This is a genomic window from Mesorhizobium qingshengii (assembly GCF_900103325.1).
GTDB lineage: Bacteria > Pseudomonadota > Alphaproteobacteria > Rhizobiales > Rhizobiaceae > Mesorhizobium > Mesorhizobium qingshengii.
Genome location: NZ_FMXM01000006.1, coordinates 219,564 through 232,155, shown reverse-complemented (window position 1 = coordinate 232,155; position 12,592 = coordinate 219,564). Strand labels below are relative to the sequence as shown.

The 12,592-nt window shown below is 63.7% G+C and carries 11 protein-coding genes; 3 read left to right on the top strand and 8 right to left on the bottom strand.

The window, feature by feature from the left end; genetic code table 11:
• The first annotated feature begins 319 nt into the window (after positions 1-319).
• The 3 genes from BLS48_RS12230 to BLS48_RS12220 all read left to right on the top strand — a co-directional run bounded on the left by BLS48_RS12230 (position 320) and on the right by BLS48_RS12220 (position 3,740).
• Entirely contained in the window at positions 320-1,870 is a 1,551-nt protein-coding gene (locus BLS48_RS12230; protein ID WP_091577901.1) for a cation:proton antiporter, read from the top strand.
• A gap of 99 nt (positions 1,871-1,969) precedes the next feature.
• A complete protein-coding gene (locus BLS48_RS12225) occupies positions 1,970-2,887 on the top strand; it encodes an endonuclease/exonuclease/phosphatase family protein (protein ID WP_091577899.1) in 918 nt (305 codons plus the stop codon).
• Between the two features lie 7 nt (positions 2,888-2,894).
• Positions 2,895-3,740, top strand: coding sequence for an EamA family transporter (locus BLS48_RS12220; RefSeq protein ID WP_091577898.1), 846 nt, complete (start codon positions 2,895-2,897; stop codon positions 3,738-3,740).
• Between the two features lie 112 nt (positions 3,741-3,852).
• Here the strand turns inward: BLS48_RS12220 and BLS48_RS12215 are convergent, their stop codons facing one another.
• The 8 genes from BLS48_RS12215 to BLS48_RS12180 form a co-directional block, all read right to left on the bottom strand.
• Positions 3,853-4,170: a Dabb family protein gene (locus tag BLS48_RS12215; protein ID WP_091577896.1), complete on the bottom strand. Its 318-nt coding sequence runs from the start codon at positions 4,168-4,170 to the stop codon at positions 3,853-3,855.
• Between the two features lie 21 nt (positions 4,171-4,191).
• A complete protein-coding gene (locus tag BLS48_RS12210; RefSeq protein ID WP_091577895.1) occupies positions 4,192-5,820 on the bottom strand; it encodes a GMC family oxidoreductase in 1,629 nt (542 codons plus the stop codon).
• 12 nt (positions 5,821-5,832) lie between these two features.
• Positions 5,833-6,594 (bottom strand): 3-ketoacyl-ACP reductase, encoded by a 762-nt coding sequence (locus BLS48_RS12205; protein WP_091577893.1) that lies wholly within the window; start codon positions 6,592-6,594, stop codon positions 5,833-5,835.
• Positions 6,591-8,105 carry a GMC oxidoreductase gene (locus BLS48_RS12200; RefSeq protein ID WP_091577891.1) on the bottom strand — a complete coding sequence of 505 codons (1,515 nt, stop codon included), beginning with the start codon at positions 8,103-8,105 and terminating at the stop codon, positions 6,591-6,593. The genes BLS48_RS12205 and BLS48_RS12200 overlap by 4 nt, the downstream gene beginning before the upstream one ends.
• A gap of 5 nt (positions 8,106-8,110) precedes the next feature.
• A complete protein-coding gene (locus BLS48_RS12195) occupies positions 8,111-9,226 on the bottom strand; it encodes an ABC transporter ATP-binding protein (RefSeq protein WP_091577889.1) in 1,116 nt (371 codons plus the stop codon).
• A 4-nt stretch (positions 9,227-9,230) separates the two neighbouring features.
• A complete protein-coding gene (locus BLS48_RS12190) occupies positions 9,231-10,175 on the bottom strand; it encodes a carbohydrate ABC transporter permease (RefSeq protein WP_091577887.1) in 945 nt (314 codons plus the stop codon).
• A complete protein-coding gene (locus BLS48_RS12185; RefSeq protein WP_091577885.1) occupies positions 10,172-11,128 on the bottom strand; it encodes a carbohydrate ABC transporter permease in 957 nt (318 codons plus the stop codon). The genes BLS48_RS12190 and BLS48_RS12185 overlap by 4 nt, the downstream gene beginning before the upstream one ends.
• Before the next feature lie 177 nt (positions 11,129-11,305).
• A complete protein-coding gene (locus BLS48_RS12180; protein ID WP_091577884.1) occupies positions 11,306-12,559 on the bottom strand; it encodes an ABC transporter substrate-binding protein in 1,254 nt (417 codons plus the stop codon).
• Between the last annotated feature and the right edge of the window lie 33 nt (positions 12,560-12,592).

Here is a 12,592-nt window from a genome sequence, read left to right as displayed (position 1 = left end):
AGTGCGCTTGGCTCCGATTCCCGGAAGCCACCTTGTTTGGTCGCTTCGCGCCCGTCTTCGACTTCGGCTCGGCGTGACCTCAATCTCGACACACCTGGCCTGCCCAAATCGGGCGTTTCGAGCCGGCGCTATGAATGGCTGCACCACCATCTGAAAGCCAGGCAGCCCTTCCATCCGCGCGGTGGGCTCGTGCAGCATGCTGGGAGCAGCACGCCACAAGTTCCAGGCGTTCCGCCAGTCGGTCTGTACGCGATGACCAATCAACGGCATGTTGTTGGCCAGCTACTGCCGACAGTTCTGGTTCCGGATATAACGAGCCATGGCTCTTTTCGAACTCACACTTGTCCTCCTGCTGATCGCCGTCGCGCTGACGGCACTGTCGCGACGGCTGGAGATTCCTTATCCGTCCCTGCTGGCTTTGGCCGGGGTTGGGATTGCCTTCGTGCCTGGCGCGCCGACGATCGAGATCGACCCGGAGCTGGCGCTGGCGCTGTTCATTGCGCCGGTGCTTCTGGATGCGGCCTACGACACATCGTTGCGGGATCTCAACCGGTATCGGCTGTCGCTCGTGCTGTTGGCGCTCGGCGCCGTCATTTTCACCACGGCGATCGTCGCCTTCGTCGGCTGGAAGATGGCCGGACTGCCGATCGCGGCGGCAATAGCGCTCGGCGCCATCGTTGCTCCGCCAGATGCGGTGGCCGCAAGTGCTGTGCTCGGGCAATTTAAGGTGCCGCACCGCATCACCGCCATCCTGCAGGGAGAAAGCCTGCTCAACGATGCCACAGCGCTGTTGATTTATCGGCTGGCGGTTTCGGCAGCGATAGGCGCGGTCACGCTGAGCAACGCCATTCCGACGATCCTGCTGTCGACGGTTGGCAGCCTGGTCGCGGGTTATCTGCTTGGCCGCTTTTCGCTGCTGACGCTTACCCGTATCGAGGATGCGGCAAGCAGCACCGTTGTGCAGTTCGCCGGGACATTCGGCGTCTGGATCCTGGCCGACAGGCTGGGCCTCTCGGCCATCATCACCATCGTCGTCTATGCCATGACGCTTGCGCGCCGCGCGCCGCGCCACATGTCGGCAAGGAGACGCGTCAGCACCTATTCGGTGTGGGAGTCGGCGGTCTTCGTGCTCAACGTGCTGGCCTTTGTGCTGATGGGCCTGCAGGCACGGTCGATCGTCGGCCGGCTTGCCGGGGAAGGCCAGGGGGAAGCATTCGTCTTCGCCGCAACGGTGCTGGCCGTCGTCATCGTTTCGCGCCTCGCCTGGGTGTTGGGTTACGGCGTGATCATCAGATGGCTTGCCCGGTCCGGTAGCGAGGGCCGAAGGCGAGAAGCGCCGTCGGTTCGCGGCGGCTTGCTCGTCGGCTGGTGCGGGATGCGCGGGCTGGTGACGCTGGTGGCCGCCATTGCCCTGCCAGCCAATTTCCCTGGCCGCGATCCGATTGTGCTTGCCGCCTTCGCGGTCGTTCTCGGCACGCTGGTGCTGCAAGGTATGACGCTCAAGCCATTGCTGAAGGCGCTCAGCCTTGATCCGGACACGACAGTCGACCGCGAAGTGGCGCGGGCGCGTGTGGCCGTCATGCAGGCCGCGCTCAACGTGTTGAGCGGCAAGACATCGAATGCCGCCGCTGCCGTGCGCGAGCAATATGCGGCGCAGCGTACGATCGCCGAAAACCCGGAAAACGCGCAAGCGGCGACGGAGTATGACCGGCTGCGCCTCTATGCCATCAACAGCCAGCGTGACGCGCTGGAGGAACTGCGCCGCAACGGCACGATCGGCGACGAAGCCTACCATCGCCTGGAAGAGGAAATCGACTGGTCCGAACTGGCGGCCTCGCCAGCCGGGCGGTTCCAGCCTCTTACCACTTAGGTGGTGTCTGCTCCTGGCCCAGCCACGCCATCATGGCGGTCCATTGCAAGGCCATCGTCGAACCGTTACTGCCAACATCGAAATTGAGCCGGATAAGCAATGAAGCTGGTCAGCTACAACATCCAGTACGGATTCGGCGGTGACGGTCGCTACGATCTTTCGCGTGCCGCGCGCATTGTTGCCGGTGCCGATATTATTGCCTTGCAGGAAGTCGAGCGCCACTGGCAGCGCAGCAATTTCGACGACCAGCCGGAGCTGCTTTCCCGCCTTTTGCCGGACTATCACTGGGTCTATGGACCGGCCTTCGACATGGACGCCAGCGAACGGCGTGACGGCCGGATCGTCAACCGTCGCCGGCAGTTCGGTACGATGGTGCTGTCCAAGCTGCCGATTGTCTGGTCACGGCTGCATGCGCTGCCGATGCGCCGTACGCTTCGGCCGCTCAACACCCGTAACGCGGCGCTCGAATGCATGATCCGCACACCGGCGGGTCCGGTGCGGGTGCTGTCGCTGCATCTCGCGCACATCGCGGCCGAGGAGCGGCTGGAGCAGATCGACTATCTGCTTGCCGAGCACCGCCGGGCGCCTTCTGATGGTGGCCCGTGGAGCGGCATCGATGACGAGCCGGCGCGCAACTGGACCAGCGGCGAAGCCGAGCCGGAGAACCCGCTGGCGGCGATCTGGATGGGCGACTTCAATATGGAACCGGGCAGCGCCGAATACCGCCGCATCGTCGGCAGCACGCCCTATCATCGCGGAGCCGCCTATCTCGACGGCTTCGTCGATGCCGCTTCAGTCGCCAGCGAGCCGGCCGCGGATTTCCATACCCATGTGAAGACCATCGATGGCAAGCTCACCAAGCGCCGGCTTGATCATTGCTTCGTCAGCGGCATGTTCGCCGGACGCGTGCGCTCGGTCAGCGCCGACATTGGCGAGGTTGCGTCGGACCATTTCCCGTTGCGGATCGACATCGACCTGGAAACATCGGGCATCGCCACCATCTCTGGAGGCCGATGAGCCGCACATGACCTTGTTCGTCTTTTTCGCGGTGCTCGCCGCCGCCGCCATGCACGCGATCTGGAACGCGCTGGTCAAGGTGCACCTCGACCGCTTCCTGTCGATCACGCTGATGACGCTCGGCATGGGCACTGCTGCCCTCGTGGCGCTGCCTTTCGTCGAAGTGCCGAAAGCCGAAGTGTGGCCCTACATCATCGCCTCGGTCTTCTTCCACATGGGCTACCGGACATTCCTCATCGGCGCCTACAAGGCCGGCGATTTCGCCCAGACCTATCCGCTGGCGCGCGGCACCGCGCCATTGCTCGCCGCCATCGGCGGCATGGTGGTGGTCAAGGAGGTTCCGGCTCCGCTCGCCATTCTCGGCATCGCTCTGTTGTCGGCCGGCACGCTGGTGATGTCGTTTCGCGGTGGCGCGCATCTGGAGAAGCTCAACCTGCGGGCGGTCGGCTTTGCGTTAGGCACCTCGATCTTCATCGCCAGCTACACGCTGTCGGACGGCAGTGGCGCGCGGCTCGCAGCCACCGCGTCGAGCTATGCAGCCTGGCTGTTCATCTGCGACGCGTTATGGGCGCTGGTGTTGTGCATCGCCTTCCGCGGGCCGCGGTCGCTGCCAGTGCTGGCGCGCGACTGGAAGACGGGGCTGTTCACCGGTGTACTCAGTGGCGCTGCCTACTGGATCGTGATGTGGGCGATGACCAAGGCGCCGATCGCCTCGGTGGCGTCGCTGCGCGAGACCTCGATCCTGTTTGCCATGATGATCTCGGTCTTCGCGCTCGGCGAGAAGATGACGGGCTGGCGCGGTGCCGCCGCGATCAGCATCGTCGCCGGCGTTATTGCGCTCCGACTGGGTTAGCTGCCGTGAGCCCGGAACGGTCATCACCTGGCCGCGCCGTTCCGGACTGAAGCGGATGACGCCCGGTCGGCAAAAGAGAACAGCCATCAGCCGGCTTTCGAAAAACCGGCGGTCACTTTTTCGTAAGATCGAGGTCGAAAACCATCAACCCATCCGTTCCGCCTTCGAGCGCGGCCACCAGCCGGGCACCTGCACGCTGGTGGGCTTCATGCACCAGATAGGCGTCGCGCACGGCGGCATCGCGGAAATCGATGGTGAAGCCATGGGTGAAGCCGCGGGCGAACGGTTCGGGGCTGACATTGGCGCTGAATTGGACCGCATCCATGCCGTCGATCACCTGTCGCAGTGCGTCGAGGTCGGCGTGGATCGCCTTGCGTTCGCCGACGCCGACATCATTGCGGAATTTGACGAAGACACAGTGCCTGATCATCGGATTGTTCCTTCTCGGCTGTCACGCCGCGCGATTACCGGAAAACACCGCCGGCGGCAGCGGCTCGCGGCCGAGGACCAGATCGGCACCCTTTTCGCCGACCATGATGGTTGGCGCGTTGGTGTTGGAGGAGGGCACGCGCGGCATCACCGAAGCATCGCAGACGCGTAAGGCTTCGATGCCGCGCAGCCGCAGATCCGGCGCCACAACCGCCATGTCGTCATGGCCCATGCGGCAGGTGCCGACAGGGTGATGATCGGTCTTTGAGCTGCGGCAGGCGTAGTCGAACAGCTCGTCGTCGCTGGCGAGTGACGGGCCGGGCAGCACTTCGCGCAGCACATAGGGGGCAAGCGCCTTCTGCCGCATGATCTCACGCGCCAGCCTGAGCCCCTTGATCGACATGGCGCGATCATAAGGATCGGACCAGTAATTCGGGTCGATCAGCGGATGGTCGGCCGGGTCGCCGCTCTTCAGCCGCACCGTGCCGCGCGAGCGCGGCCGCAGGAACGCCGAATTCAAGGTGACGCCCGGATTATTCAACTTCTCCACGCCGGCTTCGATGCCGGAACCGAGGCCGAGATGGAACTGGATGTCGGGCGAGGCAGCTGTCGGGTCGGCGTACCAGAAGCCGCCGGTCTCGAACAGGCTGGAGGCGACCGGCCCCTTTTTCAGCAGCAGATACTGCAGGCCAGCCCACGCCGTGCGGTGCAGCTTGGCGTAGTTGTCGTAGGTGTGGTCGCCAGTGCATTCGGCGATGACGAACAGGTCGAGATGGTCCTGCATGTTGGAGCCGACGCCGGGCAGATCGTGCACCGGCGTCACGCCGACAGACTTCAGATGATCGGCCGGGCCGATGCCGGACTGCATCAGGAGCTTCGGCGAGCCGATGGCGCCGGACGAGACGATCACCTCGCGCTCGGCGCGCAGGATCGACTTCTGGCCGCCCGGTCTGTCGACGATTTCGACGCCGATGGCGCGTCCTTTCTCGACGACGACGCGGGTCACCAGCATATCGGTCCTGACGGTCAGGTTCTTGCGCGCACGGACCGGCTTGAGATAGGCGACGGAGGCGGATGACCGCCTCGCGTCCTTCTGGGTCAGTTGATAGTAGCCGACGCCTTCCTGGCTGGCGCCGTTGAAATCCGGATTGAAGGGAATGCCCATTTCCTGGCCGGCGCGGAAATAGGCCTCGCAGATCGGCAGCGGCGAAATCGGGTTGGACACGCCGAGCGGCCCCTGGTCGCCATGAAAATCGTTGGCGTAGCGCTGGTTGTTCTCGGCGCGCTTGAAATAGGGCAGCACGTCGCGGTAGCCCCAGCCGGCGAGACCTTCTTCCTTCTCCCAGGCGTCGTAGTCACGGGCATTGCCGCGCGTGTAGATCTGGGCGTTGATCGAGGAGCCGCCGCCGATCACCTTGGCCTGCGTGTACCAGAAGACGCGGTCCTTCATGTGCTTCTGCGGCACGGTCGACCAGCCCCAGGAAGCGATGCCCTTGGTCATCTTGGCGAAGCCGGCCGGCATGTGGATATAGGGATGCCAGTCCTTGCCGCCGGCCTCCAGAAGAAGGACCGAATTCGCCGGATCCTCGCTCAGCCGGTTGGCCAGAACACAACCGGCCGGGCCGGCGCCCACGATGATATAGTCGGTCATGACACTATCCACTTACAGTCGCGGCACGGAGAGCGCGCCGTCGACATTGATGATCGAGCCGGTCGAGAAGCCGAGCTTGCCGCCAGCCAGGGTCGCCACCACGGCGCCGATGTCGGCGGCCACGCCCCAGCGCTTTGCCGGCACCAGTCCACCGTCGATCAATGCGTCGTATTTGGCGGCCACGCCTGCCGTCATTTCGGTGCGGATGATGCCCGGCCGCAGTTCGAAGACGCCGATATTCTCGGCGGCTAGCCTGAGAGCCAGGTTCTTCACCCACATCGAAAGGCCAGCCTTCGAGATGCAGTAGTCCGATCGTTCCGGCGAGGCCATTTCGGCGCTGACCGAGGTGATGGTGATGATCGATCTCGGCGAGTCGGCAGGTGCCGCCAGCATGGCATTGGCCACCGCCTGGCTGAGGAAGATGGTGCCGCGCAGGTTGATACTGATTGCGCGATCGAAATTCTCAGGCTTGAGCTCCAGCAGGTCGCCACGCACGACGGCGCCGACGCCGGCATTGTTGACCAGGCAGTCGATGCGGCCGAAGGCGCGCATCGCCGCGTCGATAAGTGTGGCGTGAGCGGAGAGATCGGCGATGTCACACCGATGGTAGGCGAATGCCGCGCCGCGCGCGGTGATGATGGCGGCGAGTTCATCGGCAGCTCTTTCAGCAAGGTCGGCAACGAGAATGTCGAAGCCGGCATCGGCGAGTGCTTCGGCGCAGGCAAGGCCAATGCCACGCGCGCCGCCGGTGACAATTGCTGCAGGGCGGCTCATGCCGTCAGCTCCGTCTTGCGGATGTGGTCGGCGACGCGCAGCGCTTGCGCGGCGATCGACAGTGCCGGATTGACGGCTGCCGAGTTCGGCAGGAAGCCGCCGTCGACGACGAACAGGTTCTGGTGATCGAACGAGCGGCAGAAGGGATCAAGCGGCGCGGTGGCGGGATCGTCGCCCATCCTCACCGTGCCGCACTGGTGGGAAGGGGTGCGCTTGTCGAAGGGGCGCGACAGCACGATGGGATAACCGCAGGCGCGAAAATTCTCGCGCATCACCTTGGTCAGGCCGTCGAGCGACTGCATGTTGGAGCGCCGCCATTGCATGACGATGTCCTTGCCATCGACCATGATGCGGCTTTCGGGATCGGGCAGGTCCTCGCACATCAGGTACCAGTCGATGGCGTGGCCGGCCATGAAGTCGAGCGCGAATTTCGGCGCGAATTTCACATTGGCCCTGAGCATGTTGCCGTCGATCTTGCCGAGCAGCTGGACGTTGCCGAGCGGCTTGCCGCCCTTGCCGTCGGACAGATAATAGTCATTCAGCATCAGCGTCTTCTGGTAGACGGCATCGTTCCGGCGGCGCGGATCGATCGCCAGCATGGCGCTCGAATTGTGATTCATGAAATTGCGGCCGACCTGGTCGGAGCGGTTGGCAAGACCACCTGCCTTGCTGTTGCCGGGCGAGGGCGAACGCAGCAGGATTACGGCGGAATTGACCGCGCCGGCAGAGAGGATGACCAGCTTCGGTGTCACCTTTTTCAACTCGCCATTCTGGCGATAGTGGATGGCTGATATGGTTTTGCCGTCAGGCGACGCCTCGAGATATTCGACATAGGCGCCGGTCTCGAGCTTGATGTTCTGGTCGTTCAGTGCCGTCGTCAGCGGCCCCGTTTGCGCATCGACCTTGCCCTGGCCTGTGTTCGGGAAAGCGTCCCAGCCGGTCTTGCCCTCCTTCAGCCAGGTGTCGATGTCGACGCCGAGCGGCAGTGAGGCTGGGTGCAGGCCGAGTCCCCTAAGCTCGGCGCGGGCGCGCGCGATCGGCGCTTCGTCGGGCACTGGCTTGAACGCGTAAGGGATCGAGTGGAATGGCTCGGTCGGATCCTCGCCCAGCGTGCCGCGCACGCGAAACAGTTGCTCGGCCTTCGAATACCAGGGCTCGAACGTGTCATAGGAAAAGGGCCAGGCTGGCGAGACGCCGCCGAAATGCTCCATGGAAGAGAAATCTTCCTTGCGGTAGCGGATCAGCACCGCGCCGTAGAATTTCGAATTGCCGCCGACATAGTAATAGTTGCCGGGATTGAAGGCGGCACCACCACCGGCTTCGCGCCACATCTCCTTCGGCCGGTAATGGCCGTCGACGAAGATGGAACGCGTGTCACGCGCATGCGGCGTTGCCGGCAACGGCTCACCGCGTTCCAGCATCAGGATCGAAGCGCCGCTGCCGGCAAGTCCGGAGGCGATCGTGGCGCCGCCGATGCCGGAGCCGATGATGACGATGTCCGGATGTGTCATAGCCGTCAGCGAATGCGGTTCTCGGTCGCCGGATCGAAGAACACCGCCTTGGTCAGGTTGAAAGCGAGCGGCGTGTTGGTGCCCGGCTGGATGTTGGCATCGGCGCGCAGCCGCGCCACCACGCCCTTGCCGCCGAGATTGGTGACGGCGAAGGTGTCGGAGCCGGCCGGCTCCACCACTTCGATATGGCAGTCGGCGGTGGCGATGTTGGAGGCGTTGCGCTCGGCGCCTTCCGGATCGGTCAGGGCTTCCGGGCGAACGCCGAAGATGATGGGCTTGCCCTGGAAAGCCGACAGGCCCGCCGGTGCATTTGCCATCGGCAGCGAGATCGGCTCGCGCGCCTCGCGCTGCAGCACGACGGACAGCGCATTGCCGTTGGTGCCGATTGTCGCCGGGATGAGGTTCATCGCCGGCGAGCCCATGAAGTCGGCGACGAAGAGATTGGTGGGGTTGTTGTAGATTTCGGCCGGCGTGCCGAACTGCTGCACCTCGCCATCGCGCATCACGGCGATCTTGGTCGCCAGCGTCATCGCCTCGATCTGGTCGTGGGTGACGTAGACGATGGTCGTGCCGGTGGTGGCATGCAGGCGCTTGATCTCGATGCGCATGTCGACGCGCAGCTTGGCGTCGAGGTTGGACAGAGGCTCGTCGAACAGGAACAGTTTGGGGTCGCGCACCAGCGCCCGGCCCATGGCGACGCGCTGGCGCTGGCCGCCCGAAAGCTGGCTCGGCTTGCGCTGCAGGAGATGGCCGATCTGCAGCACCTTGGCCACCTTGTCGATCGCCTTCTGCCGCTCTGCCGCCGGCACGCCGCGCATCTCCATGCCGAAGGAGATGTTTCCGGCCACCGTCATGTTCGGGTAGAGGGCGTAGCTCTGGAACACCATGGCGATGTCGCGCTTCGACGGATGCAGATCGTTGATCGTGCGGCCGTCGACACGGATTTCGCCGGAGGTGATCGTCTCCAGTCCGGCAATGGTGTTGAGCAGCGTGGACTTGCCGCAGCCGGACGGGCCGACCAGCACCAGGAAGCCGCCCTTCTCCAGATCGAGGTCGATCCCCTTGAGGATCTCGACCTGGCCGAAGCGCTTCCTCAGACCATCAATTTCAAGAAAAGCCATCGGGTTATCCTTTGACGGCGCCGGCCATGAGACCGCGCACGAAGTAGCGGCCGGCGAGCACATAAACGAGAAGGGTGGGGAGTGCGGCGATCATCGCGGCGGCCATGTTGACGTTGTATTCGACGACACCGGTCGAGGTGTTGACGACGTTGTTGAGCGCCACCGTCATCGGCATCGCGTCGCCGGTGCCGGCGTAAGCCGAGGCGAACAGGAAGTCGTTCCAGATGTTGGTGAACTGGTAGATCACGGTGACGACGAAGATCGGCATCGAATTCGGCAGCATGATGCGCCGAAAAATTTGGAAGAAGGAGGCGCCGTCGACCTGAGCCGCCTTGACCAGTTCGGTCGGGAACGCCTCGTAATAATTGCGGAAGAACAAAGTCGTGAAGCCGATGCCGTAGACGACGTGAACGAAGACAAGATTGACCGTCGAATTGCCGAGGCCGAAGCTCGTTCCGATCGAGTTCTGCAGCGTCACGCCGAAGCGGCCGACGCTGCCGAGGATGGTCGCCATCGGCAACAGCACCGACTGGAACGGGATGAAGCAGGCGAACAGCATCAGCCCGAACACCAGCGTTGCGCCACGGAAGCGCCATTTGGTCAGCACGTAGCCGTTGAGGGCGCCGAGCATGGTCGAGATCAGCACGGCCGGAACCACCATCTTGATGGAGTTCCAGAAATAGCCCTTGATGCCGGCGCAGGTGAGGCCGACGCAGGTTTCGCCCCAGGCCTTCAGCCACGGGTCGAAGGTCGGCGCCCTGGGCAATGCCAGCATGTTGCCGTTCTGGATCTCGTCCATGGTCTTGAACGAGGTCACCAGCATGACGAACAGCGGCATCAGGTAGAACACCGCAAACAACGCCAGCAGCCCGTAGATGACGATGCGGTTGACCGTCTTGACGTTGACGCCGCCAGAGGCCTGACGGGCGGGAGTGGTGACAGCGCTCATCGCGGCTTCTCCCTCAGTTCGGAATAGAGATAGGGCACGATGATGGCGACGATGGTCATCAGCATGATCACGGCGCTGGCCGAGCCGACGGCCATTTCGTTGCGCTTGAAGGTGTACTCATACATGAAGTTGGACGGCAGCCAGGCCGAGCCACCCGGCCCGCCGCTGGTCAGCGCCACGACAAGGTCGTAGGACTTGATGGCGAGGTGCGCGAGCACGATGAAGGCCGACAGGAAGATCGGCCGCAGCAGCGGGATGACGATGCGGCGATAGAGCTGGAAGGTGGTGGCGCCATCGATCTGCGCCGCCTTCATGATCTCGCCGTCGATGCCACGCAGGCCGGCCAGGAACATCGCCATGATGAAGCCGGAGGCCTGCCAGACGCCGGCGATGACCACCGTGTAGATGACGAAATCCTTGTTCTTGATCCAGTCGAAATGGAAGCTCGTCCAGCCCCACTGATGCAGGGTCTGCTCGAGGCCAAGACCGGGGTCGAGGAACCATTTCCAGGCGACGCCGGTGACGATGAAAGACAGCGCCATTGGGTAGAGATAGATCGGCCGCAGCATCCCTTCGCCGCGGATCTTCTGGTCGAGCAGGATGGCCAGGAACAGGCCGAGCGCCAGGCAGATCAGGATATAGAGAAAGCCGAAAATGCCCATGTTGGTGATCGACGTGTACCAGCTCGATGGCGGGTCGGTGTCGAAGGTCCAGCCCCACAGCCGCTGATAGGCGCGCGAGCCGGTGATGACATAGGACGGGAAGGTCTTGGAATTGGTGAAGGACAGGTAGATCGTCCACAGGATGAAGCCGTAGACGAAGACGATGGTGATGGCGAAGCTCGGCGCCAGCACGATCTTCGGCAGGGCGTCCTGCAGGCGCGAGCGCACCGAGGCGCGTGGCCGGGCGTGCTCCGGCGTCAGCTTGATCTGGCTTGTCGCTACCGTACTCATGAGGCTCCTCCCGTTGCGGGTCGTCCGTCCCTTGCCGTCATGTGGCAAGCCGGCCCCCGTGCAGGCGGGGTCTGGCCGGCATGTTGTCGAGCATCGGATTTCCCGATGCTCAAAGCCAACCAACTGCGAGGCGGAACCTTCCCCGCCGGAGCGGGGAAGGTCTTTCATGCGTTGCGCTTACTTGGCGTCGTCGATCGCCTTGACCAGCTCGGTCACGGCCTCGTCCGAGGTCTTGATCTGACCATGGACGAACTTCGAGACGACATCCTTGTAGGCATTGGCGACCGCCGGAGGCGCGCCATAACCCTGGGCCAGCGAGCCGAACAGCGTGCCGCCATCATTGGCTGCCTTCAGGTCGGCGATGCCCTTCTTGCCGCAAGCGTCGAAGTCGGTGTCCGGAACGTCGGTACGGGCCGGAACCGAACCCTTGACGACGTTAAAGGCCGACTGGAAGCTCTTCGACAGGGTGGCGGTGGCAAGTGCGACCTGGGCGGCCTTGCGGTCGTCCGGAACGTTGAACATGCCGAACATGTCGGAGTTGTAGATCACCGAGCCGTCCGTGCCCGGGAAGCGATAGCACAGGAAGTCCGTGCCCGGGGTTTTCTTGGCGGCGTGGAACTCACCCTTGGCCCAGTCGCCCATGACCTGCACCAGGGCATCGCCCTTGATGACCATGGCAGTGGCAAGGTTCCAGTCGCGGCCCGAGAAGTTCGGGTCGACATAGGTGACGAGCTTGGCGAGGTTGTCGAACGACTTCTTCATCGTGTCGGACTTGAGCGAAGCATCGTCGAGATCGTTGAAGGCCTTCTTGTAGAACTCAGGTCCGCCGGTCGACAGCACGACCGAGTCGAACATGGTGGCTTCCTGCCAGTTCTGGCCGCCGAGAGCGAGCGGGATCACGCCTGCCGCCTTGGCCTTGTCGAGCAGGGCAATGAAGTCGTCGAAGGTCTTCGGCTCGGTGCCGCCGATCTTGTCCATGACGGCCTTGTTGATCCACAGCCAGTTGACCGAGTGGACGTTGACCGGAGCCGCGACCCACTTGCCTTCATAGACCGAGAACTTCTGCAGGGCTGCCGGAACCGACTTGTCCCAGCCTTCCTTCTTGGCCGTCTCGGTCAGGTCCCCCATGACGCCGGCCGCTGCATAGTCGAGCACGGTGTAGCCGAGCATCTGCGAGGCGGTCGGGTAGTTGCCGGCCGCGACCATCGCCTTCAGCGCGGTCATGGCAGCGTCGCCGCCACCGCCGGCCACCGGCACGTCCTTCCAGGCATAGCCTTCCTTGGCCAGGTCGCCCTTGAGGACGTTGAGAGCAGCCGCTTCGCCGCCCGACGTCCACCAATGCAGCATCTGCACTTCCTTGACGTCCGCGGCATGCGCCGAGAACGCAAAGCTCGTCGCAAGAGCCGTTCCGATAAGCAGTTTGCGCAACATGTACTTCCTCCCTTGTTGCATTACACGACCGGT

What these genes read in the sequence shown, in the direction of transcription:
- BLS48_RS12200 (WP_091577891.1), bottom strand. Translation starts at nt 8,105, where the DNA reads ATGACACATCCGGACATCGTCATCATCGGCTCCGGCATCGGCGGCGCC.
- BLS48_RS12190 (WP_091577887.1), bottom strand. Translation starts at nt 10,175, where the DNA reads ATGAGCGCTGTCACCACTCCCGCCCGTCAGGCCTCTGGCGGCGTCAAC.
- BLS48_RS12205 (WP_091577893.1), bottom strand. Translation starts at nt 6,594, where the DNA reads ATGAGCCGCCCTGCAGCAATTGTCACCGGCGGCGCGCGTGGCATTGGC.
- BLS48_RS12210 (WP_091577895.1), bottom strand. Translation starts at nt 5,820, where the DNA reads ATGACCGACTATATCATCGTGGGCGCCGGCCCGGCCGGTTGTGTTCTG.
- BLS48_RS12185 (WP_091577885.1), bottom strand. Translation starts at nt 11,128, where the DNA reads ATGAGTACGGTAGCGACAAGCCAGATCAAGCTGACGCCGGAGCACGCC.
- BLS48_RS12215 (WP_091577896.1), bottom strand. Translation starts at nt 4,170, where the DNA reads ATGATCAGGCACTGTGTCTTCGTCAAATTCCGCAATGATGTCGGCGTC.
- BLS48_RS12225 (WP_091577899.1), top strand. Translation starts at nt 1,970, where the DNA reads ATGAAGCTGGTCAGCTACAACATCCAGTACGGATTCGGCGGTGACGGT.
- BLS48_RS12220 (WP_091577898.1), top strand. Translation starts at nt 2,895, where the DNA reads ATGACCTTGTTCGTCTTTTTCGCGGTGCTCGCCGCCGCCGCCATGCAC.
- BLS48_RS12230 (WP_091577901.1), top strand. Translation starts at nt 320, where the DNA reads ATGGCTCTTTTCGAACTCACACTTGTCCTCCTGCTGATCGCCGTCGCG.
- BLS48_RS12195 (WP_091577889.1), bottom strand. Translation starts at nt 9,226, where the DNA reads ATGGCTTTTCTTGAAATTGATGGTCTGAGGAAGCGCTTCGGCCAGGTC.
- BLS48_RS12180 (WP_091577884.1), bottom strand. Translation starts at nt 12,559, where the DNA reads ATGTTGCGCAAACTGCTTATCGGAACGGCTCTTGCGACGAGCTTTGCG.